The 25820-nt window shown below is 66.0% G+C and carries 32 protein-coding genes; 21 read left to right on the forward strand and 11 right to left on the reverse strand.

Annotation, left to right across the window (positions count from 1 at the left end; genetic code table 11):
• Positions 1–110: 110 nt before the first annotated feature.
• Positions 111–1064, reverse strand: a complete 954-nt coding sequence (locus VVR41_RS09385; protein ID WP_368524546.1) for a 4-hydroxy-3-methylbut-2-enyl diphosphate reductase — start codon at positions 1062–1064, stop codon at positions 111–113.
• A 141-nt stretch (positions 1065–1205) separates the two neighbouring features.
• Between VVR41_RS09385 and xseA the strand changes: the two genes are divergently transcribed.
• A complete protein-coding gene (xseA, locus tag VVR41_RS09390; protein ID WP_368524547.1) occupies positions 1206–2462 on the forward strand; it encodes an exodeoxyribonuclease VII large subunit in 1257 nt (418 codons plus the stop codon).
• Positions 2463–2498: 36 nt separating this feature from the next.
• Positions 2499–2759 (forward strand): exodeoxyribonuclease VII small subunit, encoded by a 261-nt coding sequence (locus VVR41_RS09395; protein WP_368524548.1) that lies wholly within the window; start codon positions 2499–2501, stop codon positions 2757–2759.
• On the opposite strand, the gene VVR41_RS09400 is transcribed toward VVR41_RS09395, so the two are convergent.
• Positions 2756–3328: a DUF4245 domain-containing protein gene (locus VVR41_RS09400; RefSeq protein WP_368524549.1), complete on the reverse strand. Its 573-nt coding sequence runs from the start codon at positions 3326–3328 to the stop codon at positions 2756–2758. The two genes, VVR41_RS09395 and VVR41_RS09400, sit on opposite strands and share 4 nt — an antisense overlap.
• Positions 3329–3512: 184 nt before the next feature.
• Between VVR41_RS09400 and glpX the strand changes: the two genes are divergently transcribed.
• The 3 genes from glpX to VVR41_RS09415 all read left to right on the forward strand — a co-directional run bounded on the left by glpX (position 3513) and on the right by VVR41_RS09415 (position 6583).
• A complete protein-coding gene (gene glpX / locus VVR41_RS09405) occupies positions 3513–4523 on the forward strand; it encodes a class II fructose-bisphosphatase (protein WP_368524550.1) in 1011 nt (336 codons plus the stop codon).
• A gap of 92 nt (positions 4524–4615) precedes the next feature.
• Positions 4616–6016 carry a class II fumarate hydratase gene (locus VVR41_RS09410; protein WP_368524551.1) on the forward strand — a complete coding sequence of 467 codons (1401 nt, stop codon included), beginning with the start codon at positions 4616–4618 and terminating at the stop codon, positions 6014–6016.
• 51 nt (positions 6017–6067) lie between these two features.
• On the forward strand, positions 6068–6583 hold the full coding sequence (locus VVR41_RS09415; RefSeq protein WP_368524552.1) for a hypothetical protein: 516 nt from the start codon (positions 6068–6070) through the stop codon (positions 6581–6583).
• An 8-nt stretch (positions 6584–6591) separates the two neighbouring features.
• Here the strand turns inward: VVR41_RS09415 and VVR41_RS09420 are convergent, their stop codons facing one another.
• From VVR41_RS09420 to VVR41_RS09430, 3 genes are all read right to left on the reverse strand, one after another.
• The gene (locus VVR41_RS09420; protein ID WP_368524553.1) at positions 6592–7140 is read right to left on the reverse strand and encodes an N-acetyltransferase family protein; all 549 of its coding nucleotides are present in this window, start codon (positions 7138–7140) and stop codon (positions 6592–6594) included.
• Between the two features lie 74 nt (positions 7141–7214).
• Positions 7215–7796 carry a hypothetical protein gene (locus tag VVR41_RS09425; protein WP_368524554.1) on the reverse strand — a complete coding sequence of 194 codons (582 nt, stop codon included), beginning with the start codon at positions 7794–7796 and terminating at the stop codon, positions 7215–7217.
• 68 nt (positions 7797–7864) lie between these two features.
• Positions 7865–8503, reverse strand: a complete 639-nt coding sequence (locus VVR41_RS09430) for a LysR family transcriptional regulator (RefSeq protein ID WP_368524555.1) — start codon at positions 8501–8503, stop codon at positions 7865–7867.
• A 23-nt stretch (positions 8504–8526) separates the two neighbouring features.
• On the opposite strand from VVR41_RS09430, the gene VVR41_RS09435 reads away from it, so the two are divergent.
• Positions 8527–8910, forward strand: a complete 384-nt coding sequence (locus VVR41_RS09435) for a DUF5997 family protein (protein ID WP_368524556.1) — start codon at positions 8527–8529, stop codon at positions 8908–8910.
• A gap of 18 nt (positions 8911–8928) precedes the next feature.
• On the opposite strand, the gene glyA is transcribed toward VVR41_RS09435, so the two are convergent.
• Complete coding sequence (gene glyA / locus VVR41_RS09440) at positions 8929–10221, reverse strand: serine hydroxymethyltransferase (RefSeq protein WP_368524557.1); 1293 nt, start codon at positions 10219–10221, stop codon at positions 8929–8931.
• A gap of 116 nt (positions 10222–10337) precedes the next feature.
• Between glyA and coaA the strand changes: the two genes are divergently transcribed.
• Positions 10338–11261, forward strand: coding sequence for a type I pantothenate kinase (coaA, locus tag VVR41_RS09445; protein ID WP_368524558.1), 924 nt, complete (start codon positions 10338–10340; stop codon positions 11259–11261).
• A gap of 6 nt (positions 11262–11267) precedes the next feature.
• On the opposite strand, the gene VVR41_RS09450 is transcribed toward coaA, so the two are convergent.
• From VVR41_RS09450 to mca, 3 genes are read right to left on the reverse strand one after another with little or no spacing between them, the layout of a single operon-like run.
• On the reverse strand, positions 11268–12035 hold the full coding sequence (locus VVR41_RS09450) for an isoprenyl transferase (protein ID WP_368524559.1): 768 nt from the start codon (positions 12033–12035) through the stop codon (positions 11268–11270).
• A gap of 1 nt (position 12036) precedes the next feature.
• Positions 12037–12327: a hypothetical protein gene (locus VVR41_RS09455; protein ID WP_321102856.1), complete on the reverse strand. Its 291-nt coding sequence runs from the start codon at positions 12325–12327 to the stop codon at positions 12037–12039.
• Complete coding sequence (mca, locus tag VVR41_RS09460; RefSeq protein WP_368524560.1) at positions 12320–13228, reverse strand: mycothiol conjugate amidase Mca; 909 nt, start codon at positions 13226–13228, stop codon at positions 12320–12322. Before mca ends, VVR41_RS09455 begins: the two co-directional genes overlap by 8 nt.
• A gap of 141 nt (positions 13229–13369) precedes the next feature.
• Here mca and VVR41_RS09465 point away from each other — a divergent pair, with 141 nt between their 5' ends.
• The 3 genes from VVR41_RS09465 to VVR41_RS09475 all read left to right on the forward strand — a co-directional run bounded on the left by VVR41_RS09465 (position 13370) and on the right by VVR41_RS09475 (position 15042).
• A complete protein-coding gene (locus VVR41_RS09465; RefSeq protein WP_368524561.1) occupies positions 13370–13840 on the forward strand; it encodes a DUF4307 domain-containing protein in 471 nt (156 codons plus the stop codon).
• A gap of 125 nt (positions 13841–13965) precedes the next feature.
• Positions 13966–14484 (forward strand): transcription elongation factor GreA, encoded by a 519-nt coding sequence (gene greA / locus VVR41_RS09470; RefSeq protein ID WP_321102862.1) that lies wholly within the window; start codon positions 13966–13968, stop codon positions 14482–14484.
• 42 nt (positions 14485–14526) lie between these two features.
• Positions 14527–15042 carry a hypothetical protein gene (locus tag VVR41_RS09475; RefSeq protein ID WP_368524562.1) on the forward strand — a complete coding sequence of 172 codons (516 nt, stop codon included), beginning with the start codon at positions 14527–14529 and terminating at the stop codon, positions 15040–15042.
• 92 nt (positions 15043–15134) lie between these two features.
• Here VVR41_RS09475 and VVR41_RS09480 read toward each other — a convergent pair whose 3' ends face one another.
• Positions 15135–15959 carry a Bax inhibitor-1/YccA family protein gene (locus VVR41_RS09480; RefSeq protein WP_321102865.1) on the reverse strand — a complete coding sequence of 275 codons (825 nt, stop codon included), beginning with the start codon at positions 15957–15959 and terminating at the stop codon, positions 15135–15137.
• 201 nt (positions 15960–16160) lie between these two features.
• On the opposite strand from VVR41_RS09480, the gene VVR41_RS09485 reads away from it, so the two are divergent.
• The 11 genes from VVR41_RS09485 to VVR41_RS09535 are packed head-to-tail and all read left to right on the forward strand — an operon-like array spanning position 16161 to position 25274.
• Positions 16161–17534, forward strand: coding sequence for a deoxyribodipyrimidine photo-lyase (locus VVR41_RS09485; protein ID WP_368524563.1), 1374 nt, complete (start codon positions 16161–16163; stop codon positions 17532–17534).
• Positions 17535–17571: 37 nt separating this feature from the next.
• Positions 17572–18378, forward strand: a complete 807-nt coding sequence (locus VVR41_RS09490; RefSeq protein WP_321102868.1) for an ATP-binding cassette domain-containing protein — start codon at positions 17572–17574, stop codon at positions 18376–18378.
• Positions 18375–19025 carry an ABC transporter permease gene (locus VVR41_RS09495; RefSeq protein WP_368524564.1) on the forward strand — a complete coding sequence of 217 codons (651 nt, stop codon included), beginning with the start codon at positions 18375–18377 and terminating at the stop codon, positions 19023–19025. The genes VVR41_RS09490 and VVR41_RS09495 overlap by 4 nt, the downstream gene beginning before the upstream one ends.
• The gene (locus tag VVR41_RS09500) at positions 19022–19717 is read left to right on the forward strand and encodes an ABC transporter permease (RefSeq protein WP_321102872.1); all 696 of its coding nucleotides are present in this window, start codon (positions 19022–19024) and stop codon (positions 19715–19717) included. The genes VVR41_RS09495 and VVR41_RS09500 overlap by 4 nt, the downstream gene beginning before the upstream one ends.
• Positions 19714–20652 (forward strand): ABC transporter substrate-binding protein, encoded by a 939-nt coding sequence (locus tag VVR41_RS09505; protein WP_368524565.1) that lies wholly within the window; start codon positions 19714–19716, stop codon positions 20650–20652. The genes VVR41_RS09500 and VVR41_RS09505 overlap by 4 nt, the downstream gene beginning before the upstream one ends.
• Positions 20653–20656: 4 nt before the next feature.
• A complete protein-coding gene (locus VVR41_RS09510; RefSeq protein WP_368524566.1) occupies positions 20657–21403 on the forward strand; it encodes a glycosyltransferase in 747 nt (248 codons plus the stop codon).
• A gap of 41 nt (positions 21404–21444) precedes the next feature.
• Positions 21445–22281 (forward strand): phytoene/squalene synthase family protein, encoded by an 837-nt coding sequence (locus VVR41_RS09515; RefSeq protein WP_321103935.1) that lies wholly within the window; start codon positions 21445–21447, stop codon positions 22279–22281.
• Entirely contained in the window at positions 22278–23825 is a 1548-nt protein-coding gene (gene crtI / locus VVR41_RS09520; RefSeq protein ID WP_368524567.1) for a phytoene desaturase family protein, read from the forward strand. The genes VVR41_RS09515 and crtI overlap by 4 nt, the downstream gene beginning before the upstream one ends.
• Entirely contained in the window at positions 23822–24136 is a 315-nt protein-coding gene (locus VVR41_RS09525; protein WP_368524568.1) for a lycopene cyclase domain-containing protein, read from the forward strand. Before crtI ends, VVR41_RS09525 begins: the two co-directional genes overlap by 4 nt.
• Positions 24133–24420 (forward strand): lycopene cyclase domain-containing protein, encoded by a 288-nt coding sequence (locus VVR41_RS09530; protein WP_321103930.1) that lies wholly within the window; start codon positions 24133–24135, stop codon positions 24418–24420. Before VVR41_RS09525 ends, VVR41_RS09530 begins: the two co-directional genes overlap by 4 nt.
• Positions 24417–25274, forward strand: coding sequence for a prenyltransferase (locus VVR41_RS09535; RefSeq protein WP_321103931.1), 858 nt, complete (start codon positions 24417–24419; stop codon positions 25272–25274). Before VVR41_RS09530 ends, VVR41_RS09535 begins: the two co-directional genes overlap by 4 nt.
• A gap of 9 nt (positions 25275–25283) precedes the next feature.
• Here the strand turns inward: VVR41_RS09535 and VVR41_RS09540 are convergent, their stop codons facing one another.
• A complete protein-coding gene (locus tag VVR41_RS09540) occupies positions 25284–25766 on the reverse strand; it encodes a pyridoxamine 5'-phosphate oxidase family protein (RefSeq protein WP_368524569.1) in 483 nt (160 codons plus the stop codon).
• Positions 25767–25820: the final 54 nt, after the last annotated feature.

The following is a 25820-nucleotide window of genomic DNA, read 5'->3' on the forward strand; positions in this document are numbered from 1 at the left end:
TTAAGGCACTTCCCATTCCACATTGGAGGTCTTCGTCATGTGGTCGGATCGCATAGATTCGACCAACGTCTCCGGTCAGTACAACTAGGCCCCGTCCCCCCTGCTAGCGCTTAGGTGCGCGCGGGACGCAGATTGCGCGGCAGCGCGAAGGTGATGGTCTCAGTCGTCGTGGTGACTTCTTCCACGTCCGCGTAGCCGCGCTCGGCGAGTGCGTCGATGACCTCGCGCACCAGCACCTCCGGCACCGACGCACCCGAGGTGACGCCGACGTTGTTCACTCCATCGAACCATTCGTCCTGGATCTGGTGGGCGTAGTCGATCAGGTGCGCGTCCTTCGAGCCGTTTTCCACCGCGACCTCGACCAGGCGCTTCGAGTTCGAGGAGTTCTGCGAGCCGACCACGATGACCAGCTCCGCGCGAGGCGCGATTGCCTTGACCGCGACCTGACGGTTCTGCGTGGCGTAACAGATGTCGTCGCTCGGCGGGTTCTCCAGCTGCGGGTAGCGCGCGTGCAGCTTGTCGACGATCTCCATCGTCTCATCCACCGACAGCGTCGTCTGCGACAGCCACACGAGCTTCTGGTCCGCCGGGAAGTCCGGCAACGTGTCAACGCCCTCGACACCGTCGACGAGGAAGGTCACCTCAGGGGCCTCGCCGGCGGTTCCCTCTACCTCCTCGTGGCCCTCGTGGCCGACGAGGAGAATGAAGTAACCGTCGCGGGCGAAGCGCTTCGCCTCGTTGTGGACCTTGGTCACCAGCGGGCAGGTGGCGTCGAGCGTGAGGAGGTTGCGCCGCGCGGCCGACTCACGCACCTCCGGGGAGATGCCGTGCGCGGAAAACACCAGGTGCGCCCCCTCCGGCACTTCGTCCGCCTCGTCGACGAAAATGGCACCACGATCACGCAATGTCTCCACCACGTACTTGTTGTGCACGATCTCTTTGCGCACGTACACCGGGGCACCGTACTTCTCCAACGCCTTCTCCACGGTCTCGACGGCGCGGTCAACGCCTGCGCAATATCCCCGAGGCGCAGCGAGAAGAACCTTCTTACCCTGTTCAGTCATGGAACCCAGGGTATCGAATGGCAGTCTAAAAGAATAGACAGGCAAAATCGTGTGTATCTTCGCAGGAAACGGTGTTGGCGCCAGCTGTGAAACCGTCGTCGCAAAGTGGCAAAGAAGCAAGAAGAGAGGTGTCCACGTCCCGTGGCAGCAACCAATAGCGCGCAGCAGGCGAGCTCCGCAGAAGCCCCGTGGGGTGTCGCCAAGCTCAACCGCTCGGTCAAGGGGTGGATTGAAAAGCTCGGGTGGCTGTGGGTCGAGGGCCAGCTCACACAGGTCAACATGAAGCCGACATGGAAGCTGTCGTATCTCACGCTGCGCGACACCCAGGAACAGGTCAGCGTGCAGGTCACAACCAGCACTGCGCTGCTGAACTCGCTGCCCGCCCCGGTCAAGGACGGCGACAGGGTGATCATCTACGGCAAACCCGCCTTCTACGAGGGCCGCGGTTCTTTCTCGATGTGGGTCACGGAGATCCGCCACGTCGGCGAAGGCGAGCTCCTCGCACGCATCGAGCGTTTGCGCACGCAGCTCGCCGGGGAGGGCCTGTTCGACCCCGCCCGCAAGAAGCCACTTCCCTACCTGCCGCGCACCATCGGGCTGATCACGGGAAAGGGTTCCGCCGCCGAACGTGACGTGCTCTCGGTGGCACAGAAACGCTGGCCCGCAGTTCAGTTCTCCGTGCGCAACACCGCGGTTCAGGGCCCGAACGCGGTGCCCGAGGTCATCGCAGCACTTGAAGCTCTCGACGCCGACCCGGCCATCGACGTCATCATCATCGCCCGAGGCGGCGGCAGCGTGGAGGACCTTCTCCCCTTCTCGGAGGAGGCCCTGCAGCGCGCGGTGGCCAACGCCTCGACACCGGTCGTGTCGGCGATCGGCCACGAACCCGACAATCCTGTCCTGGACAACGTTGCGGACCTGCGCGCCGCGACGCCCACCGACGCCGCCAAGCGAGTCGTTCCGGACGTCGCGCAGGAGTACGCGCTTGTCGCAGAGGCGCGCTCGCGCATGAACGGCGCCCTTCGCGGCTGGGTGCAACGAGAACGCACCACCATTGATTCGCTTCGTTCCCGCCCCGTTCTGGCCAACCCGCTCACAGCGATCAACCAACGCCGCGAGGAAATCGAACGCGCCTGCTCACTCATCCGGCGCGACGTGTCGTACCTGCTCAAGCAAGAAACCGCGGCGGTTCGCAGCCTTCGCGCCCAGGTCTCTGCGCTGGGCCCCTCGGCCACCCTTGCCCGCGGGTACGCCGTCGTTCAGGTCCTGCCGCGCGACGGTAGCGGCCCCGACGTCGTAACCAGCATCGAGCAAACACCGCCGGGCTCCCAGCTGCGGATCCGGGTCGGTGACGGCTCGATCACCGCCGCATCAATGGGCACCCAACAAGCCGACTAACCCACGCGTTGACAACCAACCCCACAGGAGAAACCCATGACTGAGAACACGTTCGGAACTGGCCGCGGCGGCGACGAAGCGCTGCCCGACCCGAGCACGCTGAGCTACGAAGAGGCTCGCAACGAGCTCGTCGAAACCGTCAAGATCCTCGAGCTCGGCCAGATGAGCCTCGACGAATCCCTGCACTACTGGGAGCGCGGCGAGGCACTGGCAAAGCGGTGCGAGGTGCTTCTCGACGGCGCCACGAAGCGCGTCGAAGCCACCATCAACCAGGCAGACCCCTCCGCAAACGACTAGCCGCGCGACAGCGGCTCGGTCGCTACCGCGGTGGCGATGACCTCGCGGAATTCCTCGTCCGTACCCGCGCCGCTGAGCAGGAGGCGCTCCTCGCCCAGATCGACGGCCCACAGGTCACGAACGTCGTTGCTTTCGGAGGAGTAGATACGCGCCTCGGTGCCGTCGACGTCCACGGTCCGGGAGAGTTCGCGCGGGGCGCGGTCGACGTCGACGACTGCGTCTTCAAGCGAAGCCCCGGTCTGAGTAAGGGAGATAAAGCCTCCGGCGGGCGTGACCCAGCCGACAACGGGCGCCGGCTGCCCGTCGATCATGGAGCGGCGCGCGGAGTTCGTCGTCCAGCCTTCCGGCATCTGCGGGTAGCGCACCGGGTAGGACACGGCGCGCGACTCGAGGTTCATGAAGGATTCCGCGTCGACCTCCTGGACGGGACCGTTCTCCGGTGCTCCGGGGTTGAACGAGCACATGCCCGTGAAGCCGACGGCCACCAACATGATGACAACAATGAGCGCCACGTTGATCACCATGTCTCGGCCGTCTTGGAAGATGCGGGGTTTATTCTCGGCTGCCACGCCAGTAAGTATGTCACGTGACAGCGCGAGCACGTTCATGCCCCGAAATACCCCCGTATGTGTGAGGGCTCCCGCCGTTGCGGGGGACCAAAATGGAAGAATGCAAAGGGCGGGTTGCCCGTTTGCACCCCCGCATTGCACAAGCGGAACCACACAACGTAATTAGCTCAGGAGGCTGCCTTCGATGACCGAGACGTCCACGGAGTACCCGGATCGTAACCTTGCGCTGGAACTAGTGCGCGTCACGGAAGCGGCGGTGCTCGCATCTGGCCGCTGGGTCGGCCGTGGCAAGAAGAATGAAGGCGACGGCGCGGCTGTCGACGCGATGCGCAAGATGATCAACTCCGTCAGCATGGACGGCGTCATTGTCATCGGCGAAGGTGAGAAAGACGAGGCACCGATGCTCTTCAACGGTGAAAACGTGGGCAACGGCCACGGCGCCGCGGTCGACATCGCCGTCGACCCGGTCGACGGCACCCGCCTGATGGCGGAAGGACGCCCGAACGCCATCGCCGTAATCGCAGCGGCGGACCGCGGGACGATGTTCAACCCGAAGGACGCCTTCTACATGAACAAGATCGCCGTCGGCCCCGATGCCGCCGGCGTCATTGATATCACCGCCCCCGTCGCAGCCAACGTCGAGGCCGTGGCGAAGGCGAAGGGGGTCAGGCCCGCCGACATCACTGTCGTTGTGCTTGATCGCCCCCGTCACAACCGCCTCGTCGAGGAGATCCGCGAGGCTGGCGCAAAGGTTCGCTTCATCACCGACGGTGACGTCGCCGGCGCAATCGCGGCCGCCCAGGACCACAACTCCATCGACATGGCGATGGGCATCGGTGGAACCCCCGAGGGTGTCATCACCGCTTGCGCGCTCAAGTGCCTCGGCGGTGACATCCAAGGGCAGCTCGCACCGCAGAGTGATGCGGAGCGCGAAGCCGTTCTGGCTGCGGGCCACGACCTCGACCGCGTTCTGACCATCGACGATTTGGTCTCCTCCGACAACTGCTACTTCGCGGCAACCGGCGTGACCAACGGCGACATGCTGCGCGGGGTCTCCTACCGCAAGAACGGTGCGACCACGCGCTCGCTGGTGATGCGTGCGCGCTCCGGCACCGTCCGCTACATCGAGTCGATCCACCAGCTGGCCAAGCTGCAGGAGTACTCCGTGGTGGATTACTCTGACCCGACCGATTAACCCCGAATTGTGCCCCGCATCTCATTGCAGAGGGCATAATCGGGAATCGACCCCGTTCACACTCTCGAGACGAACACCAAGGATGGAACTACATGGCTGATCAGGAATACCGCATCGAGCACGACACGATGGGCGAAGTCAAGGTCCCGGTTGACGCTCTGTGGCGCGCGCAGACCCAGCGCGCTGTGGAGAACTTCCCCATCTCCTTCCGTCCGCTCGAGCCGAAGCAGATTCGCGCCCTCGGCCTGCTCAAGGCCGCTTGTGCGCAGGTGAACAAAGATCTCGGCGCGCTGGACGCGGAAAAGGCCGACGCGATCATCGCTGCGGCGAAGGAGATCGCGGACAACAAGCACGACGACCAGTTCCCCATTGACGTCTTCCAGACCGGTTCCGGTACGTCCTCCAACATGAACACCAACGAGGTCATCGCCTCCATCGCGAAGGCGAACGGCGTGGAGGTTCACCCCAACGACGACGTCAACATGGGGCAGTCCTCCAACGACACCTTCCCGACGGCCACCCACGTCGCCGCCACCGAGGCCGCCGTCAACGACCTCATCCCGGGCCTGAAGGTCCTCCACGAGTCCCTGGCCGCAAAGGCCAAGGAGTGGCACGAGGTGGTCAAGTCCGGCCGCACCCACCTCATGGACGCCACCCCGGTGACCCTGGGCCAGGAGTTCTCCGGCTACGCCCGCCAGATCGAGCTCGGCATCGAGCGCATCGAGGCCACCCTTAACCGCCTAGGCGAGCTGCCCATCGGCGGCACCGCTGTGGGCACCGGCATCAACACCCCCGCCGAGTTTGGCGGCAAGGTCACCGAGGAGCTGGTAAAGCTCTCCGGAATCCAGGAGCTGTCTGAGGCAAAGAACCACTTCGAGGCGCAGGCCAACCGCGACGCGCTTGTCGAGTTCTCCGGCGCGATGCGCACCGTCGCTGTGTCGCTGTACAAGATCGCCAACGACATCCGCCTGATGGGCTCCGGCCCGCTGGCCGGCTTCGCTGAGATCCACCTGCCGGACCTGCAGCCGGGTTCTTCCATCATGCCGGGCAAGGTCAACCCGGTTCTGTGCGAGACCGCCACCCAGGTTGCGGCTCAGGTGATCGGCAACGACGCGGCTGTCGCCTTCGGCGGTTCCCAGGGCCAGTTCGAGCTCAACGTGTTCATCCCGATGATGGCCCGCAACGTGCTCGAGTCCGCTCGCCTCTTGGCCAACACTTCCCGCCAGTTCGCCACCAGGCTTGTCGACGGCATCGAGCCCAACGTCGATCGCATGAAGGAGCTCGCGGAGTCCTCCCCGTCGATCGTCACCCCGCTCAACTCCGCCATCGGTTACGAGAACGCGGCGAAGGTGGCCAAGACCGCTCTTGCTGAGGGCAAGACGATCCGCCAGACGGTCATCGACCTCGGGTTCGTCGACGGCGAGAAGCTCACCGAGGAGGAGCTGGACAAGCGCCTCGATGTTCTGAGCATGGCTAACACCGACCGCAACTAGCGCCGCGCTAGGATCGACCCCCAGTTCACACACCGAGCTGGGGGTTGCCCTTTGTCTGATTCGTTCGCGCAGTTTCGCCCCGACCGGGCCGCGGAGCGCCGCTGGGTCGCCGGCGGGCTCGCGGTTCTCGCGGTCGCTCTGCTGGGCGCGCTCGCCGCTGCCGTGTACGCCCTGTCGCGCCCTGCCGACGAGCGCACTCCCCTGCCGAGCGTTGTCACGGTCACCGCGCAGCCCGGCCCAACTGCCGAATCCGCCAGCCCGACACCGGGCACCTACACTGGCTGGCTGTTTTCCTCCGGCGACACGGCCGAGGCGGGATGGAACGCCGCGCTCACGCTCGCACCCGACAGCGCGATGATCACCTACCTCAACAACGGGTGCACCGCGCTGCTCACCTTGTCCGACGGCCAGCGGTGGACCGCGACGCCACTGTCAGCGTCATGCGGGCCGACTGATGGATCGTGGACGCTCACCCAGCCCGAACCGGGCGTCCTCGACGTCGAGTACACCTCGTCCACTGCGCCGCGGGTCCATGGTTCCCTGTCCCGCGAGGTGCGCGTCGATTAGCTCGCGCTTTACGCCTTGTGCCGTTCGCGCTTCGTATCCGGCTTGGGCAGGAGGAGCTCGTAAATGTCGGTGTCGCGCCATTCCCCCTCTAAATCGCCGTAGCTCATCTTGGCCATGTGGTGGAACGTGCCCACCTTCTCAAAGCCGCGGGAGACGTGCAAACCTGCGGAGCCTTCGTTCTCCGGGAAAATCCACGAGTGGATGGCCCACTTATCCAGCTGGATGCAGGTATCGATGAGAGTATCCAGCAACTCCCCCGACACGCCCGCGCCGCGCGCGTCCGGGTGGGTGTAGATGGAGTCTTCCACCACGCCGTGGAAAACGGTGCGCGAAGATGCCTTCGCTGCCGAGACCCACCCGACAACGCGGGAGTCGTCGTCCGCGTCCACCGCGACGAACACCGTCTCCATGATCTTCTTGGAGGTAAATTCCTCCCAGCTGGGGCTGCTGGTCTCGTACGTAGCATGGCCGGACTCGAGACCCATCTCGTAGATCTGGCGAACTTGTTTGTAGTCCTCGCGGCGGATCGGGCGGATGTTGAAACCATTCAAAGGCATAGCGATCATTTTTCCTGCAATAAAAGGGGCGTGCAACACGGTGGTTGCACGCCCCTTTTCTAAGCGGTTAGGTCTTAGTTAACCTCGACGGTCGGGCCGTAAATGCCGTTCTCGCCCTGGGACCAGGAGATGGTGCCGTTCTCGAACTCCTGGATCCAGCCGGTGCCGTCCGCAAGCTCCTGCTCCGGTGCGACCGGGAAGCCGATGTTGTTGGCAGCGTTGAGCTCGCCGAGCCACTGGGTGGAAATCTGGCCACGGATCGGTGCGCCGCCGGTGTTCTCGTTCCATGCAACGTGCTGCTCGTCGCCGTAGGAGACGATCCAGCCGCCAGCAACCTCATCGACGGAGACCGGCTGGCCCCAGTCGCCGGCGTACTCGTCCATAGCCTGCGCCACGCCCTGCGGGACCAGAGCGGTCTGGCCGTCGGCGGTGGCAACCTCTACGGTGTCGCCCTCAGCAGCGGCGGTCTCAGCCAGGGAGGTCTCGGTAGCGGTGACGGCGGAGGTCTCGGTCGCCGTTGCCTGCTCCGTGGCCGTCTCGGCGACGGTGGAGGTGTTGGTGGCGGATGCCGCGGTGTCGCCCTCGGTGGAACATGCCGCCAAGCCGGCTCCCAGGGTCAGGGCCATTGCGGATGCAGCGATCTTCTTGGAGAACATTCGTGTTCAGCCTTTCGTTGGTAATTGTTTACATAAACAACCTTAGATGAATTCTCTCAGCGCTGCAGTCAGCCCCTACGCCACCGGGCCGGCTTCCGCTTGGCCGGGGCCTTCTTTTGTGCAGGTCGTGGGGCCTTCTTCAGGGCCGGGGACGCACCCCGCGACGAATTGGGGGTGCGCCCTTTCGCTACCCCGACGAAGTCCTGGATGGCGTCGCCATCGTCCGCACGCTTCCACACCAAGCCTATCGACGTTGCGTGCGTGCCCTCCCCGCGCAGCTCGAGCGGAACCACCTGTTTTTTCGACAGCGCCTTCAGCAGCGGCAGCGGGGCGAACGCGATGCCGACATTCGCGGCGACCACTTGCAGCGCACCGCGCAGCTCGTCCGTGTCGGCACCTTCGGCGTAAGTGAAATTCACGATTTCGTCGGCGAGCTCCGCGGCGTCCACCGCTTCTGCCACCTCGGCGTAGACGGAATCTTTGGGAACGGCGACACCCGGGGTTTCGTCGTAAAGCCGCACCACATGGTGGGATTCACCGACCCTGGCGTCGGGCAGGCGGGCGAGCGCAAGATCGCAGGTGCCGTCGGCAAGCTCACTCAAAGGGTCATCCGTCGCGCGCGCGTCGATACCGTGTGGCGTGCCCTCGGCGTAGCGGCGCAGCCACTTGCCGGGTTCGGTGCCGGTGACAAAAGCAAGGCTCAGCATGGCTAAATGCTACCGTCAAAGCCATGACGTCACACGAATCTTTCGAGGCACAGCAGCCCTCCGGCCGCGCGATGAAGCCCGCGACCGCGGCGAAGAAGCTGGGAATCTACCTCCCCGCAACCCCCCAGTCGTTCCAGGACGGCGCTGTCACGCACGCACAGCTGCGCGACTTGCAGGACAACCCGCCCGAGTGGCTGACCCAGCTGCGGCTCAACGGCCCCCACCCCCGCCCCGAGGTGGCGCGCAAGCTCGGCATCAGCATCACCGCGCTGAAAAAGAACGGCATGGATGAGCCATTGACGACGAACCAGATCAAGGATCTGCTCGCCGACCAGCCCGAATGGCTGCGAACGGCCCGCACCGTCCATGCGGACGAGCGCGGGCCGAGCGAGGAATCCGAAGACTAAAGTCTTCCTGAGCTCTTCCTAGAGCATCTTCCACTCCTCAAGGCCCGGGTAGAGCGGGTGCTTCTCACCGAGCTTGTCGACGCGCCCGTGCAGCGCCTCGACATCCGCAGACTCGCCCTGGATGAGAGCCTGGGCGATGATCTCCGCGACCTCGCGGAAGTCCTCGGCACCGAAGCCGCGGGTGGCTAGCGCCGGGGTGCCGATGCGAAGGCCGGAGGTGACCTGCGGCGGGCGCGGGTCGAACGGCACGGCGTTGCGGTTGACCGTAATACCCGCACGGTGGAGCAGGTCCTCGGCCTGCTGGCCGTCCATCTCCGAGTTGCGCAGGTCCACGAGCACGAGGTGGACGTCGGTGCCGCCGGAGACGACATCGATGCCGGCCGCCTTCGCGTCGTCCTGAGTGAGACGCTCGGCGATAATGCGCGCGCCCTCGAGCGTGCGCTCCTGGCGCTCCTTGAACTCCGGGGTCGCGGCGATCTTGAACGCGGTCGCCTTTGCGGCGATGACGTGCATCAGCGGTCCACCCTGCTGGCCCGGGAACACCGCGGAGTTGAGCTTCTTGTGCAGCTCGAGGTCGTTGGTGAGGATGAAGCCGGAGCGCGGGCCGCCGATCGTCTTGTGCACGGTGGAGGACACGACGTGCGCGTGGGGCACCGGGCTCGGGTGCAGGCCCGCGGCGACCAAACCGGCGAAGTGGGCCATGTCGACCCACAGGTAGGCGCCGACCTCGTCTGCGATCGAGCGGAACTCCGCAAAGTCCTCCTGGCGCGGGTACGCGGACCAGCCGGCGATGATGACCTTCGGCTTGACCTCGCGCGCCTGCTCGCGCAGCTTGGCCATGTCAATGGTGTGGGTGTCCTTCTCCACCTCGTAGGCGGCCACGTTGTACAGGCGGCCGGAGAAGTTGATCTTCATGCCGTGGGTGAGGTGACCGCCGTGGGCGAGGCTGAGACCCAGGATGGTCTCGCCGGGCTCCGCAAGCGCCATGAGCACAGCTGCGTTGGCCTGGGCGCCGGAGTGGGGCTGGACGTTGGCGTACTTTGCGCCGAAGACGGACTTCGCACGCTCGCGGGCAAGCTCCTCGACGACGTCCGCGAACTCGCAGCCGCCGTAGTAGCGGCGCCCCGGGTAGCCTTCCGCGTACTTGTTGGTGAACACCGAGCCCTGCGCCTGCAGGACAGAGCGGGGAACGAAGTTCTCGGAGGCGATCATCTCCAGCGTGTGTCGCTGGCGGCCGAGCTCATCGACGATGGCCTGGTGAACTTCGGGATCAAACGTTGCGAGATCCTGGTAGCGGAGGTCTTCAGACACGGGCACCGGGTCCTTTCTCGAGGCGGGGACATTGTTGGTACCTGAAGTATAGGCACCGCCTCGGGCACAGGGCACCCATGCGGTGTTTGCAAGGTGGAGGTGCAACAATTGACCGCATGTCCCGTGCTGCCGACTCCAGCCCGTACCTCGAATTCAGCCGCGAGGCCTGGCGCCAACGACGCAATGCTTGGCCCCAGGTGCTCACTGAAGAAGAGGTCGCGGAGTTGTCCGGTATCGGTGAGACCCTCGACCTCAACGAGGTCGCCGAGATCTATCTTCCGATCTCCCGCCTGATTCACCTGCAGGTCTTGGCGCGCCAGCAACTCACCACCGCGACCGAGATCTTCGCCGGCGAGGCCCACCACGTTCCGTACGTCATTGGTGTGTCCGGCTCCGTGGCCGTGGGCAAGTCCACCACCGCCCGCGTGCTCAAGGTGCTGTTACAACGGTGGGAGTCCCACCCCCGCGTCGACTTGGTCACCACCGATGGCTTCCTCTACCCCAACGAGGAGTTGCAAAAGCGCAAGCTCATGGACCGCAAGGGCTTCCCCGAGTCTTACGACCGTCGCCGCCTCATGCGGTTTGTCACCGAGGTCAAGTCCGGCCTGCCGGAGGTCACCGCACCGGTGTACTCCCACAACGCCTACAACATTGTGCCCGGCGAGCAGCAGGTCGTTCGCACCCCTGACATCGTTATCCTCGAGGGCCTCAACGTGCTACAGACGGGGCCAACGCTCATGGTGTCCGACCTGCTCGACTTCTCCATCTACGTCGACGCGGCGACCAACCACATCGAGCGCTGGTACATCGACCGTTTTCTCAAGCTGCGCACTACTGCCTTCCGGCAACCCGGGGCGCACTTCGCCCGCTTCGCTGACCTGGACGAGGAAAGTGCGGTCAAAGAGGCGCGCGATATCTGGCAGTCGATCAATCTGCCCAACTTGGTGGAAAACATTGTGCCAACGCGGGTGCGCGCCTCCCTGGTCCTGCGGAAAGGCCCCGACCACGCCGTGCAGCGGGTACGGATGCGCAAGCTGTAGTGAGGCTTACTTGCCGAAGCGGCGGGAGCGCTGCGAGTAGTCACGCAATGCGCGCAAAAAGTCGATCTTGCGGAACGCTGGCCAGTACGTATCGGTGAACCAGATCTCCGAGTACGCGGCCTGCCACAGCAAGAATCCGCTGAGGCGTTGCTCGCCGGAGGTGCGAATCACAAGGTCCGGGTCCGGCTGGCCCGAGGTGTAGAGGTTCGTCGAGACCGACTCGATGGTGACTTGTTCCGCGAGGTGCTCCGGCGGGGTGCCGGCGGCAACGTTGGCGTCGATAAGCGAGCGCACCGCGTCGACGATCTCCTGGCGCCCGCCGTAGCCGACCGCGATATTGACGCAGAGCCCAGGCTTTTCGACGGTCGCCTCAGCCGATCTCAGCATCCGCTGCGCAACCTCCGGGGGAAGCAGGTCGAGGTGGCCGACGAGCCGGACTTTGCAGGTGTGGTTCTCGGCGGCGAGGTCATCAACAACATCGGAGATGATGTCGAACAGCAGCTCGACCTCCTGCGTCGTGCGCTGCAAATTCTCCGTGGACAGCAGGTAGATGGTGACAACCTCGACGTCCATCTCCGCCGACCACCTGACCAGCTCACCGATCTTGGCCGCTCCTGCGCGGTGGCCATGCGAGATGTCGCTGTAACCGGACTCGCGCGCCCAGCGCCGATTGCCGTCCGCCATCACCGCGATGTGCTTCGGGCGCTTGGTGCCCCGCAGCTCGCGCCTCAACCGCGCCTCGTAAAGCGGGTAAAGAAACTTCTCCAGCGCCACGTTAGAAAACCGACTTCCGGTGCCGGTCAAGAACCCCGGCTTCTTCCATCGCCTTATCCACGGCGGCCCGATCGAACGGGTCGATGCCGTGCGCCTCCGCGAACATGCGGCGGCGGTTGAAGCGGGAGAACCGGCGGTGGAAGGCGAACCCGAGGGAGAGCACCACAACTGCCAGGAAGACGAGCAACAGCAGCCCGATCGGGGACGCCTTGCCAAACTCCGGTCCCACCGGGGTCTGCGGCGGGGCCTGGGCCACGACCCACGCCGATGCGTTGACTGCGTAATTAATCACGGGTGTCTCCTTGGGAGCTCGAAAGTAGTGTTTCCGTGTCGTCGATGCCGGCGAACAGGTCGTCTTCCGGCAGGTCCGCCTCGATGCGAGTGCGCGCCAACTCGAACTCCTCCGTCGGCCACACCTTCTGTTGATCTTCGACCGGGCTGGCAAGGAACGCCCCAGCGGGATCGATCTGCGTCGCGTGAGCGGTCAGCGCGGCAGCCCGCTGACCGAAATAGGCGGAGCACTCAACCTGCGTTGTTACCCGACTCATCACGTCCGCTTCGTTTTGCTCCCAGCGCTGAATCATCAGCTCGTACGGGCTCGGCAGCCCGCGGTCAAGGAGCAGCTCTTGCAGCAGCTTCATCCGCTGCAGGATGAAGCCGTGCGAGTAGTAGAGCTTCAGGGGCGTCCATGCGGGGCCTGCCTCGGGCGCGTAGTCGGAATCCCCCGCCTTCGCCCAGGCGAGCATGGACACCTCGTGCACCTTCAGGTGATCCGGGTGCGGGTAGCCACCATTCTCGTCATACGTAACGATCACGTGCGGGCGGAACTCGCGGATGACGCGCACCAGCTCACGGCACACTTTCTCACTGTCTTGGAGTGCGAAGCATCCCTCGGGCAGCGGCGGCAGCGGGTCTCCCTGCGGCAGACCCGAATCGGCGTAGCCCAGCCACTCATGCTCGATACCTAGTGCAGCGGCCGCGGTGGCCATCTCTTCTTTGCGGACGGCCATGATGTTCTCGAGCACCCCGGGACGGTCCATTGCGGGATTGAGGATGTCCCCCCGGCAGCCATCGGTACACGTGACAACCTTGACCCGGTTGCCCTCGGCGACATATTTCGCCATCGTGGCTGCCCCCTTGGACGATTCGTCGTCCGGGTGCGCGTGAACCGCCAGAAGGCGCTTGCCGCTCACAGATCCTCCAACGTGGGTAGGGGTAATTCTCCAACCCCGCTCATCTTAGTACCATCGGTGTCGAAGTCTTTACCCCTGGTTACTCCTACTCCGCGTGCCCCTGCCCCACCGCCGGGCCCTTTCTGAACGAGGTTGAACTCCGTGTCGACTCCCACTTCCGTGCCGCAAACGCAGTCACACCGCTACGGCGACCCCGCGCGCCGCTCCACCCCAAGCGGGGTCGGGGGCAAGGTCCTGGCGATCGCCGCGGTCCTCGTCATCGTGCTCATCGCCGTCGCATTCGGCCGCAACGTGATGGAGCGCCGCGCCATACCTGTCAGCGCAGACTTCATCACTCAGGAACATGTCGACGATTCCACTACCCGTCTGTGGATCGACGTCCAGCGCAAGGACCCCTCGGTGGCGTCCTACTGCATCGTCACGGCGGTCGATTACGAGTTCGCGGAGGTGGGTCGCCGCGAAGTTGTCATCCCAGCGGGAGGGGAAAAGCTCACGCGCATCGGCGTCGATGTCCCCGTGCGCTCACCCGGCGTGTCGGGTCGCGTCTACGGTTGCTCGGACGACATCCCGTTCTACCTCGATACGTCGCAGGCGAGCTACGAGGCACGCTAAACCCGCAGGGCGCCTCATGCTACTATCTGCCTGTATATTTGCAGACTCCACCTGCCGGTTTCGCATGTTCCGCGGCCCCGGGATGAGACGAATGCACGACTAAACAAGGGAAGGTTCACAACCTCATGGCTGAGACCCAGCAGCAGTACATCACCCCTGAGATGAAGGCCAAGCTCGAGTCCGAGCTGCAGGCGCTCATTGACAACCGCCCGGCAATCGCAGCCGAGATCAACGAGCGCCGTGAGGAGGGCGACCTCAAGGAGAACGCGGGTTACGACGCCGCCCGCGAGCAGCAGGACCAGGAAGAGGCCCGCATCAAGCAGATCTCCGAGATCCTGGCCAACTCCACCACCGAGCGCACCGGCGTCGTCGACGGCGTCGCGCTTGTCGGTTCTGTCGTGCACGTCTACTACGACGGCGACAAGGACGACAAGGAGACTTTCCTTATCGGTACCCGCGCCGCCTCCACCGGCAACAAGGACCTGGAGACCTACTCCGAGAACTCCCCTCTCGGCGCAGCCGTCGTGGGCGCAGCAGAAGGCGAGACCCGCACCTACACCGCCCCGAACGGCCGCGAAATCGCGGTGACCATTGTGTCCGCGGAGCCGTACGACTCCGTGAAGGCGTCCAAGCCCCGCGCGTAGCACCTTTTTCCCGTTCACGTTGACATGTAAGGACTGAGAACAGTGACCTCCTCTACCGCCCGCACCGCCGCAGCTGGTTTCTTCGCCGTCGCCGCCCTCGGTTTGGCCGCCTGCTCCCCTCCCGGCGAGGTGGACTCCGCCCAAAAGATCGACACCGCCACGAGCCAGAACGCCGCTGCGAACACCGCAGCGCAGCAGACCTCGACCGGCGCCACCGGAGTCAGCAACGTAGGCGATGCTGCCACCGCCACCGCAACCACTGTCCCGGCAGGGACGGTCCCGGTTCTGCGTAACTGTGGTGAGGCCGGCCAGACCGAGCCGCAGCGCATCGTCTTGTCCTGCGCCGACCAGGACGACTTCATCCAGGACATCACCTGGACGCAGTGGACCCCGGAGCTCGCCGTAGGCACCGGCACCCGCGTCACGGTCAACCCGGACCGCGTTGTCGAGGAGACCCCGATCTCCCTCGGCGCCGCGCAGATGATTGACGGTGAGCTGCAGTTCTCCACCGTCACCGTCGATGGCGTGACCGTCAACCCGGAGAGCAACGCCCGCTAATCCCGGTTGGCGCACAGCACAACACAACACAGCGCCCGGCCCCCACCGAATGGTGATGGGACCGGGCGCTGACGTGTTTCGCGCCGTAGGTGCTAGTTCCTGTTGAAGTAGGACAGCAGGCGGAGGATTTCGGTGTAGAGCCACACGACGGTCACTGCCAGGCCGAGAGCGACGCCCCACGCCATCTTGGCCGGGGCCCCGGTGCGCACGAGGCGGTCAGCGGCGTCAAAGTCCTGCAGGAAGCTCAGCGCCGCCAGCACGATGCAGACGACACCGAAGATGATGGACAGGGTTCCGCCGTCACGCAACGGGTTGACCGAGGTGAAGATGGCGAGCAGGAAGTTGCCCAGCGCCAGGACAGCCACGCCGACAATCGCGCCGGTGAGGATGCGGTTGAAGCGCGGGGTGACGCGGATGGCACCGGTCTTGTAGACGAACAGCATGCCGAAGAACACGCCGAGGGTACCCAGGATCGCCTGGAAGATCATCGCACCGGCGTTCGCGCCGCCGACCATCCAGCCGCTCAGGATCAGGGAGAAGCCGCCGACGAAGAGGCCCTCGAACGCAGCGTAGATCAAGGTGACGGTCTTGCTGCCGTACTTCTTGCCGAAGGCGTGGACCAGCACGGTGATGAAACCGCCGATCGCACCGACGAAGGTAAGGATCATTGCGAGGCCCGGGTTGCCGGCCAGGGCGATGCCGAAGTTAGCGACGGCGAACACCACGATGACGGCGAGCGTGATGCCGGCCTTGCTTACGACATCGTCGATGGTCATCGGGCGGTCATCACCTGCGCCGGCGTACGGCGACTGGCCGAACTGCGGCTGGTCCATCGTTGCTTGGCCATAGCCGTAGCCGTAGCCGTCGCGCGACTGGGCCCCCGGCAGGGAGTTCAGCACTGGGTTGTTGTTTTTCACTTTGAGCCCGTTTCCTTTCGTAATGGGTTCACGTTCACTCGCTACAACGACACGTGTACATATTTAGTTCCCATATTCACAAAAATGCCTGCGTTAGGTAGCGCCTATGATGCGTGGAGGGGTGCCCCGGAGCCCCGGCGCGCGGAGATGTGCTCCCGCGTCTTCGAACTGCACCGGCAACAGCGTGAAAGGTAGGACCAGGTGCCCTCTCCGACAATCGTGTGGTTTCGCGACGACCTGCGCGCAACCGACAACCCGGCGTTGAGTTGGGCCGCAGAGCGGGGTCCCGTGATTGGCCTGTACATCCACGAAACGGTGGGCCGCCCGTTGGGGGCGGCAGCCGCGTGGTGGCTGCGCCGCAGCCTGGATGCGCTGCGGGAGTCGTTGGACGCCCCGCTCATCGAGTGCGAAGGCGACCCGCGCGAGATCCTGCCGCGCATCGCGCGCGAGCACGGCGCAGCTGTGACGTGGAATAGGCGCTACCGGTTGCGCGAGGTCGACGAGGAGCTCAAAGCCAGCCTCGGCGCGGTGTCACACCCCGGGTTCTTACTCGCCGAACCGTGGGAGCTGTCCACCAGTTCTAGCGGTGCCTACCGCGTGTTCACGCCTTTTTATTCCGCCCTGCGGGCGCGCCTTGTTCACGACTTTCCGCAACCGCTTCCCCGCCCTGAGGTGAGCGGCGCCCCGGTAGAGCCCGTATGTGTGCCGCGCCGGGACGAGCCCGCTTGGACGCACACGCTCGCGCGCCACAACACCCCGGGAGAGGACGCCGCGCTGGTGCGGTTCCATGCGTTCCTTGACGGATGCGTCAACGGAGAGCGATACGACAACAACGACCTCACCCCCGGCGCGACCTCCGGGTTGTCGGCCCACCTGCGGTTCGGGGAGATCAGCCCGCGCTACATCTGGGCGCAGTGCGTTGCCGCCTGCGATACCCACCCGAGTGCCAGTGACAGCATCTGGGCATTTCTGCGCCAGCTGGCGTGGCGCGATTTCGCGTGGCACAGGCTCTACCACCACCCGGATCTCGCGGTTCGCAACGTCCGCGCCCAGTTTGATCGTTTCCCCTGGGAGTGGACCCAGCACGCCGTGCCAGGTTCGACGCCACGAGCCTTCGCCCACGCGGAGATGGACCCGCAGGCCCACCACCTCACTGAACTCGCTGCCTGGCAGTCGGGGCACACGGGCGTGCCGCTTGTCGACGCCGGCATGAAGCAACTCTGGGAAACCGGAACCATGCACAACCGCGTGCGCATGGTGGTGGGGTCCTGGCTGACGAAGAACCTGGGCATCCATTGGCGCCACGGTGAGGAGTGGTTTTGGGACACGCTTGTCGACGCCGACGACGCCTCCAACCCCTTCAACTGGCAATGGGTGGCCGGTTGTGGTGACGATGCGGCACCGTATTTCCGCATTTTCAATCCGTTGACGCAGCGCGAGAAGTTCGACCCGCAGGGTCGCTACGTCGCGCGCTGGGCGCCGGAGGCATGCTTACCCGGTTATCCCGAACCCATGGTGGACATCAAGGCGTCGCGCGCGCAGGCTCTTGCGGCATACGAAATCATCAAGGGCTAACTCCTTAACACCGCCTTCTTCGCTACGTTGGGTTCATATGATTGAGTTCCGCGGAGTGTCCAAGACCTACCCCGGCTCGCCGTTGCCCGCTGTAGCCAACTTTTCCCACGTCGTCCATCCCGGATCGACGACCGTCTTCGTCGGCCCGTCAGGCTGCGGCAAGACCACGCTGTTGCGCATGGTCAACCGCATGGTGGAGCCCGACCGTGGACAGGTCCTGGTGCGCGGGCGCGACGTCGCGGGCGAGGATCCGGTACGGCTACGGCGCAGCATCGGCTACGTCATGCAGCACTCCGGGCTCATGCCGCACCGCACAGTGGTTGACAACGTTGCTGATATTGCGGCGTTGGCGGGGGCGTCGAAAAGCGAGGCCCACCGCCGTGCTGAGGACATGCTTGACCTGGTCAACCTGGACCCCACTTTGTACCGGCGCTACCCGGCGGAGCTGTCGGGCGGGCAGGCGCAGCGCGTGGGCGTGGCGCGCGGCATGGTCACCCGCCCTGACGTGTTGATCATGGACGAACCGTTCGGCGCCGTCGACCCGGTGCTGCGCCGCGACTTGCAGCGCGAGGTGATCTCGCTGCGCGAGCAGCTCGAAACGACAGTGCTCATGGTCACCCACGACATCGACGAGGCCTTCCTGCTCGGCGACGTCGTGGTCATCCTCGGCAACGCCGGGCACATCGAGCAATCCGGCTCCCCCGAAGACATTGTCGCCTCCCCCACCAACGACACCGTGCGCGCTTTTATCGGGGCCGAAGGGCGCAGCCTGCACGTTGAGCACCGCGGTGACAGGTCCGTCGTGGTCGACGCCGCGGGAAACATCAAGGGGGTGCTCGAGTGAATTGGCACTGGCTGTCTGCCAACGCCGGGCGCATCGGTGGGCTCGCGCTCGACCACCTGCTGCTGACGCTGCCTGCGGTGGTGCTCGCGTTTTTCATCGCTGTACCGCTCGGGTGGCTCGCGCACTCCTCGGGCCGGGCGCGCGAAGTGCTCGTCGTGGCAACGAGCCTGATTTATGTCATTCCGTCGCTGGCGTTGTTCATCCTCCTCCCGCTTGTGCTGCGCACCTCGGTGCTCTCTCCGCTGAACGTGATCGCGGCGATGACGCTGTACGGCATCGCGCTTATGGTGCGCGCCTCCGCCGATGCGTTCGGCTCGGTTCCGGCCGCAGTGCGCCAGTCCGCCACGGCCGCCGGCTACGCGCCTCGTGCCCGGGTGCTGCGGGTGGAGCTCCCGCTTGCAGGTCCTGGTCTCCTCGCCGGGTTGCGCGTGGTGACCGCTTCTACTGTCAGTCTCGTCTCCGTTGGTGCGCTCATCGGCGTCCAGTCGCTGGGCACCCTTTTCACCGAGGGGTTCCAGCGCTCCTTCCCCACCCAGATCATCGCGGGGCTCGTAGGCACGATCGTGCTGGCAGTGCTTCTCGACGCCACCCTTGTCGCCATCGGCAGGATCGCCATGCCCTGGACGCGGAAGGCGGCCCGCCGATGAACCAGCTTCTCGCCGCATTCGACGTCCTCGCCGCGCCCGCGAACTGGTCCGGCGCGGCCGGCATCCCGGCGCGGATTGCCCAGCACCTCGGTTACACGGCACTGGCGGTGGGACTGGCTGCGCTGATCGCCCTGCCCGTGGGCATTGCGGTGGGCCACACCCGCACCGGGGCCACCGCCGTGCAGGCGGTCGCCGGTGCGCTGCGCGCCCTTCCCGTCCTGGGACTGCTGACGTGGCTGGCGATCGCTCTGCCACTCGGCGTGACCGTTCCGCTCGTTCCGGCGACGATCGTGCTGGTGCTGCTGGCGGTCGCCCCGCTGCTCGCGGGGGTGGTCTCCGGTTTCGACTCCGTCGAGCGCGACGTTGTGCACTCCGCCCGGGCGGCCGGTTACAGCGAGCTCCAGATCCTCACCCGGGTCGAGCTGCCGCTCGCCGCACCCGTCATCGTCGGCGGGCTGCGGTCCTGCGTGGTGCAGGTCATCGCCACTGCCACCGTGGTGGCGTACATCGGCCTGGGCGGGCTGGGCCGCTACCTCATCGACGGCCTGGCCGTGCAGGACTACCCACGTATGGTGGCCGGGGCTCTGCTGGTCACGGCGGTGGCGCTCGTGGTCGATCTCGCCTTGGCGGGAGTGCAACATATAAGCAAACCGACCATCCGTTCCGCTTTCCGATACGCTGGGGGAGCATGAACCTCACACCGCTGGCCAGCGCCTCATTGACCGCCCTCGCCGCCCTTACCCTGACCGCGTGCGGCAGTTCTGATCCCTTCGCTGAGCAGTCCTCCGCGCCGACGACGCCCGCGGAGTCGGGAACCGTGGTGATCGGCACCGCGAACTTCCCCGAGTCCGAGATCATCGGCCAGATATGGGCCAAAGCTCTGCGCCGGGAAGGCTACAACGTGGAGGTGTCCTCCGGCATCGGCTCCCGCGAGGTGTACCTCGGCGCCCTGGAGGAGGGCTCCGTCAACCTCGTGCCCGAGTACGCGGGCAACCTCGCCCAGTACTACGGGGAGCTCCCCGCCGGTGCGGACGAGGACGCGGTGACGGCCGCGCTCGCCGACGCCCTCCCCGACGGCCTCGAGACCGGGGAGTTCAGCCCGGCGGAGTCCAAGGACGCCTACCGCGTGACCCGCGAGCTCGCCGACCAGTACGGTCTGGTAACCATCGCGGATTTGGACAAGCTCGACACAATAACGATCGCGGCGCCCCCCGAATTCGCGGAGCGCCCCGCCGGGCCGAAGGGTCTCACCGGCACCTACGGCATCGATGCCGGCAAGATCACCGTCAACCCGATCTCCGACGGCGGCGGGCCGCTCACCGTCCAAGCTCTGGTGCAGGGCGCGGCCAATGCGGCCAACATCTTCACCACCTCGCCTGCGCTGCTCAGCGACGGTTCCGAGGCCGACCTGGTCACCCTCGAGGACCCGAACAACCTCATTCCCCCGCAGAACGTCGTTCCCGTGGTAAAGGCCGGTTCGCTTCCCGACGGCGCCCTCGACGCCGTCAACAGGATCGACGCAAAGCTGACCACCGACGCGCTCGTGGCGATGAACCTGCGCAACATGGGTCCGGAACGCGCCGAGCCGGCCGAGATTGCGAAGGACTGGGTCGAAGAGAAGGCCTGATCGCGTGGCACACCCTTCCATCTGTCTCGTCGTGCCCTGCCGCGACGACGCGGCCTTCCTCGAACGTTGCCTGCGCAGCTTCACCACCCAAACGGCGCCCCTCGACGGCATCGTCGTGGTGGACAACGCCTCGACCGACAACACCGCCGAGGTCGCACGCCGCTTTGGCGCACACGTGGTCGACGAGCGGCGCGTCGGCATCACCTGGGCCGCGGCCGCAGGGTACGACGCCGCCGCTGAGCTCGGCCACGACATCATCCTGCGCACGGACGCCGACGCCTGGGCGGATCCGGGGTTCGTGGCGACGCTGCGCGCGGAGTGGGACCGCCGGGCGCGCTCGCGCAAGCGGGTGGTCGGACTGATGGGCCGGGCGACGTTCGACCTGCCCGTCGGCGGGAAGGCCGCGAGCGCCCTCTATGTCTCTGCCTACAGGCTGACGGTGGGCTCCGCTCTCGGGCACGCACCCTTCTTCGGCACGGACTGCAGCTTCACCACGTCGTGGTGGCGCGAGGTCCGGGACGACTTGGACCTTCTCGACACCACATCCCACGACGACATCCAGCTCTCGTTCGCGGTCCGCCCCCATGAGACGGTCCGCTACGCGCCGGCGCTCAACCTGCGGATGGATTCGCGCCCGCTGCGCGGCGCCGCGCAGCTGCGGCGCCGCTTCGCCCGGGGTTGGCACTCCGTCATGCGCGGGTTCGGGCGTTCCGCGCCTCCGCGGCGACTTGTGGAAAGGTGGACCCGGTGACCGACCCAACCTCCGCCGCCCATCTGGGGGCCTACGACGCCATGTGCGATAGCGCCGCCTCCCGCGTCATAGCCACCTATTCCTCAAGCTTTTCCCTGGCCACCCGGGTGCTCAGCGCGCCGCTGCGCCGCGACATCCGCAACCTCTACGCCATGGTCCGCATCGCAGACGAGATCGTGGACGGTTCCGCCGCGGAGGGAGGGCGGGACGTGCTCGCGCTTCTCAACGCCTACGAAGCCTCCGTCCTCGCCGCACCCGGGCAGCGTTTCCACACCGACCCTGTGCTCCACGCCTACGCGGCGACAGCGCGCCGCTGCTCCTTCGACCCCGAACACGTCCGCGCGTTCTTCGCCTCCATGCGCCGCGACACCGCCCAGTCGACCTACGACACCGCCGAATTTGCCGAGTACGTCTACGGCTCCGCCGAGGTCATCGGGCTGCTGTGCCTCCAGGCATTTGTCACGCACCACCCGGTCCCCGCGAGCCGGTGGCCCGAGCTCGAGGCGGGTGCGCGGGCGCTCGGCTCCGCTTTCCAGAAAATCAACTTTCTGCGCGACATGGCCGAGGACAGCGGCGAGCTCGGCCGAAGCTACTTCCCCCAGCTCCGCCGCGGCACGCTCACAGACGCCGCGAAGTCCGACATTGTCGCCGACATCCGCGGCGAGCTCGACCACGCCCGACGGGTGATCCCGCTTCTGCCCGGCGGCGCGCGCGCCGGTGTGGCGGCCGCCGAGGCGCTCTTCCGGGAGCTGACCGACCGAGTGGACGCCACCCCCGCCGACACGCTTCTGCACGAGCGGGTCAGTGTGCCCGCGCACATCAAGCTGTTCGTCACGGCGCGCGCGATCCGCGACGCCAGGAAGGGACCCCAGACATGAACGACTCCAGCGCCATCGTCATTGGGGCGGGCGCGGCGGGCCTGGCCACCGCCGCCCTGCTCGGCAGGGAGGGGTACAGCGTCACCGTCGTCGAACGCCTCGGCACCTACGGCGGCCGCTCGGGCGAGGAGACCATCGGTGGATTCCGCTTCGACACCGGGCCGTCCTGGTACCTCATGCCGGACGCGTTCGACCACTTCTTCGCGCTGTTCGGCGCACGCACCGAGGACCTGCTGGACCTGGTGGACCTCTCCCCGGCCTACCGGCTGTTTCCGGAGGGCGCCGACCCCGTGGACGTCGAGTCGGGCCGCGCCAACGCCGCCGCGCTGTTCGAGTCCCTCGAACCCGGCGCGGGCGAGCAGTTGGAACGCTACCTCGATTCCGCCGGCAGCGTCCACGACATGGCGGTGGAGCGCTTCCTGTACACCACCTTCTCCTCGCCACGGTCGTTCGTCGACAAGGCGCTGCGCTCGCGCTACGCGGAGCTCGCACGGTTGCTGGCTGTGCCGCTGGACGCCTTTGTGGCCGCGCGCTTCCGCGACACGCGGCTGCGGCAGATGCTCACCTACCCCGCGGTGTTTCTCTCCTCCCACCCGTCGCGAACCCCGTCGATGTACCACCTGATGAGCCACACCGACCTGGTCCAGGGTGTGCGCTACCCGCAGGGCGGGTTCGCCGCTGTCGTGGACGCGATCCACACCCTCGCCGTGGACAACGGGGCCGAGTTCCGCTTCGACGCCGAGGTCACCGCGATCGCGCTGGACGACGCGCGTGCCACGGGTGTCCGGCTTGCCGACGGCTCCGAGCTCGCCGCCGACCTCGTCGTGTCCTGCGCCGACCTGCACTTCACCGAGACACGCCTCCTGCCGCGGAAGATGCGCACCTACGACGAAAAGTGGTTCGGATCCCGCGACCCCGGCCTCGGAACGGTGCTGCTCATGCTCGGCGTCGAGGGCGAGATTCCCGAGCTGGCGCACCATAACCTGCTGTTCAGCGAGAACTGGGAGGACGACTTCGCCGCCGTCTTCGACGGGCCCACCGCAACCCGCCCCGACCAGGCGTCGCGCTCCATCTACATCTCCAAGCCCTCCGCAACCGACCCGTCGACTGCGCCCGCGGGGTGTGAGAACCTTTTCGTTCTCATCCCCACCCCCGCCGCGGTCGACCTCGGGCACGGAGACATGTACGCCGACGCCGCCTCGCCCGCCGTGGAGCGCATTGCGGACTCCGCCCTCGACACCATCGCCCGGTGGTGCGGGGTTCCGGACCTGCGCGAGCGCATCGTGGTGAGGCGCACTCTCGGCCCCGCCGATTTCGCGCAGCGCTACCACGCATGGTCCGGCGGCTCGATCGGTCCAGCCCACACCCTGCGCCAGTCCGCGTTCCTGCGCGGGAGCAACCGCTCGAAGAAGGTGCCGAACCTCTACTACGCGGGCGCGACCACCGTGCCGGGCGTAGGGGTGCCCATGTGCCTCATTTCCGCGGAGAACGTTCTCAAACGCCTGCGCGGCGACACGTCCCCGGGCCCGCTGGAGGAATTGTGACCGCGTTCGCGTACCTGGCATTGCTCGGTTTCTCCCTGGCGGGGATGGCGGTCTGCGACCACCGGTGGCGTCTCGCGTTTTTCCGCGACCCCCGGCGTGCGGCCGCCGTCGCGCTCGCGGTGGTGCCCATCTTTCTCCTCTGGGACGCGCTGGGCATCGTGACCGGCACCTTCTACCGCGGTGACTCGCCGTACATGACGGGCATCGAACTCGCCCCCGAGATGCCGCTGGAGGAACCCATCTTCCTGTTTTTCCTCACCTACCTGACCATGAACGTCACTTCCGCCGTGCGGACGGGGCTGAGCGGATGACGTATGTACTGATCAGCGCGCCGTTCCTCGTTGCCGCGGCGGTGCTGTGGGGGTGGCGTCGTCAAGCGGGCCCGCGCCAGGGCCGCGTGACGTTGGCGGTGATGGCCGTTCTCGTGGCGCTCACCGTCATCTTCGACAACCTCATGGTCGCAGCGGGCCTGGTGGAATACTCCGCGGGCAACAACCTGGGTGTGTTCATCGGCCGCATTCCGGTGGAGGACCTGTTCTACACAATATTTGTCGTTCTCGTCGTCACTGCGGTGTGGCCGGAGGGGGAACAATGATCCGGGGAATTCTCGCCGCGTCCAGGCCGGTCAGTTGGGTTAACACCGCGGTGCCTTTCGCCCTGACCTACCTGCTGGCCGCGCGGTCCGTCGACTGGCTGCTCGTGCTCGGGTTCGTCTTCTTCCTCATCCCGTACAACATCGCGATGTACGGCATCAACGACGTGTTCGACTACGAGTCGGATATCCGCAACCCCCGCAAGGGCGGCGTCGAGGGCGCCGTCCTTCCCCGGTCGATGCACCGCCCCCTCCTCTTCGCCTCGGTGGTCACCGTTGTGCCCCCGGCGGTTGTCCTCTACCTCGCCGGCACCGCCGCGTCCGCTGCCTGGCTCACTCTGGCGCTGTTCGCGGTCTACGCCTACTCGGCGCCGCCGCTGCGGTTCAAGGAGCTGCCGCTCGTCGACTCCGTCACGTCGTCCGCGCATTTCACCCTGCCCGCGGTGGTGGGCGCCACGGTAACGGGCGGCGGAATCGGCCCGCGGATGGTCCTCGCGCTCGTCGCATTCTTCCTCTGGGGCATGGCCAGCCACGCCCTCGGCGCAGTGCAGGACGTGAATGCCGATCGTGCGGGAGGGTTGAGCTCGGTGGCGACGCGCTTCGGAGCCCGCCTCACCACCCGCCTCGCCGCCGCCTGGTACCTCATCTCGGCGCTGCTCGCGGCGATCCTGCCCTTCCCCGGCCCGCTCGTGGGGCTGCTGGGCATAGGCTACACCGCGAACACCCTGCGATTCGCCGACGTCACGGACGAGACCGCAGAAAGTGTCAACCGCGCCTGGCGAGTGTTCCTCTGGTTGAACTACCTCACCGGCGCGGTGGTGACTGTGAGCGTGCTGTTCGCGGTGTTCCCGCGGTAGAACCGCGGTCTACAGCTCGACTGTCGCGGAGTCGTCGTTGGATTTCTGGCCAGTCACCCGGGTCTTGACCAGGTCAAACAGGGCCGCGGCGCGGCCGTCCTTGTGACCCCAGAATTGCGCGGACTCCGACTCGATGATGACCACGCCGAGGTTGGGGTCGTCCTTGCCGCTGAAGTAGTTCGACATGGAGTCGTCCCACAGCTGCTCGAGCTTCGCGTCGCGCTCCGCTCCCTCCAGGAAACGGATCGTGCCCGCCACGGACAGCCACGAACCGGCATCTGAGTATGCCATGTTCACCTGAGGGCCGTCCTTGAGCCACTGACCCTGCTCGGTGTCCTTGTCCACGACGAGGTAGATGTCGCCGTCGTCGGTGACCTCCTGGGTGTCCATGGGGTGGGAGTAGAGACCACCGTCGGCGCCGACCGTGGTGAGCATGCCGACGGATTTGGTGCGCATGATGTTGATGATGTCGTTCTTCGTCGTGTCAGCCATGCCCGCTACCCTACAGCCGGGACGTCACCGCGTGTGGTCTACTTAGTAAACGCA

The sequence above is a fragment of the Corynebacterium sp. LK2510 genome (assembly GCF_040946405.1).
Lineage (GTDB): Bacteria > Actinomycetota > Actinomycetes > Mycobacteriales > Mycobacteriaceae > Corynebacterium.

What these genes read in the sequence shown, in the direction of transcription:
- VVR41_RS09385 (WP_368524546.1), bottom strand. Translation starts at nt 1,064, where the DNA reads ATGACTGAACAGGGTAAGAAGGTTCTTCTCGCTGCGCCTCGGGGATAT.
- VVR41_RS09395 (WP_368524548.1), top strand. Translation starts at nt 2,499, where the DNA reads ATGACTGAGAACACGTTCGGAACTGGCCGCGGCGGCGACGAAGCGCTG.
- glpX (WP_368524550.1), top strand. Translation starts at nt 3,513, where the DNA reads ATGACCGAGACGTCCACGGAGTACCCGGATCGTAACCTTGCGCTGGAA.
- VVR41_RS09410 (WP_368524551.1), top strand. Translation starts at nt 4,616, where the DNA reads ATGGCTGATCAGGAATACCGCATCGAGCACGACACGATGGGCGAAGTC.
- VVR41_RS09420 (WP_368524553.1), bottom strand. Translation starts at nt 7,140, where the DNA reads ATGCCTTTGAATGGTTTCAACATCCGCCCGATCCGCCGCGAGGACTAC.
- VVR41_RS09425 (WP_368524554.1), bottom strand. Translation starts at nt 7,796, where the DNA reads ATGTTCTCCAAGAAGATCGCTGCATCCGCAATGGCCCTGACCCTGGGA.
- VVR41_RS09430 (WP_368524555.1), bottom strand. Translation starts at nt 8,503, where the DNA reads ATGCTGAGCCTTGCTTTTGTCACCGGCACCGAACCCGGCAAGTGGCTG.
- VVR41_RS09435 (WP_368524556.1), top strand. Translation starts at nt 8,527, where the DNA reads ATGACGTCACACGAATCTTTCGAGGCACAGCAGCCCTCCGGCCGCGCG.
- coaA (WP_368524558.1), top strand. Translation starts at nt 10,338, where the DNA reads ATGTCCCGTGCTGCCGACTCCAGCCCGTACCTCGAATTCAGCCGCGAG.
- greA (WP_321102862.1), top strand. Translation starts at nt 13,966, where the DNA reads ATGGCTGAGACCCAGCAGCAGTACATCACCCCTGAGATGAAGGCCAAG.
- VVR41_RS09490 (WP_321102868.1), top strand. Translation starts at nt 17,572, where the DNA reads ATGATTGAGTTCCGCGGAGTGTCCAAGACCTACCCCGGCTCGCCGTTG.
- VVR41_RS09500 (WP_321102872.1), top strand. Translation starts at nt 19,022, where the DNA reads ATGAACCAGCTTCTCGCCGCATTCGACGTCCTCGCCGCGCCCGCGAAC.
- VVR41_RS09505 (WP_368524565.1), top strand. Translation starts at nt 19,714, where the DNA reads ATGAACCTCACACCGCTGGCCAGCGCCTCATTGACCGCCCTCGCCGCC.
- VVR41_RS09515 (WP_321103935.1), top strand. Translation starts at nt 21,445, where the DNA reads ATGTGCGATAGCGCCGCCTCCCGCGTCATAGCCACCTATTCCTCAAGC.
- crtI (WP_368524567.1), top strand. Translation starts at nt 22,278, where the DNA reads ATGAACGACTCCAGCGCCATCGTCATTGGGGCGGGCGCGGCGGGCCTG.
- VVR41_RS09530 (WP_321103930.1), top strand. Translation starts at nt 24,133, where the DNA reads ATGACGTATGTACTGATCAGCGCGCCGTTCCTCGTTGCCGCGGCGGTG.
- VVR41_RS09535 (WP_321103931.1), top strand. Translation starts at nt 24,417, where the DNA reads ATGATCCGGGGAATTCTCGCCGCGTCCAGGCCGGTCAGTTGGGTTAAC.
- VVR41_RS09540 (WP_368524569.1), bottom strand. Translation starts at nt 25,766, where the DNA reads ATGGCTGACACGACGAAGAACGACATCATCAACATCATGCGCACCAAA.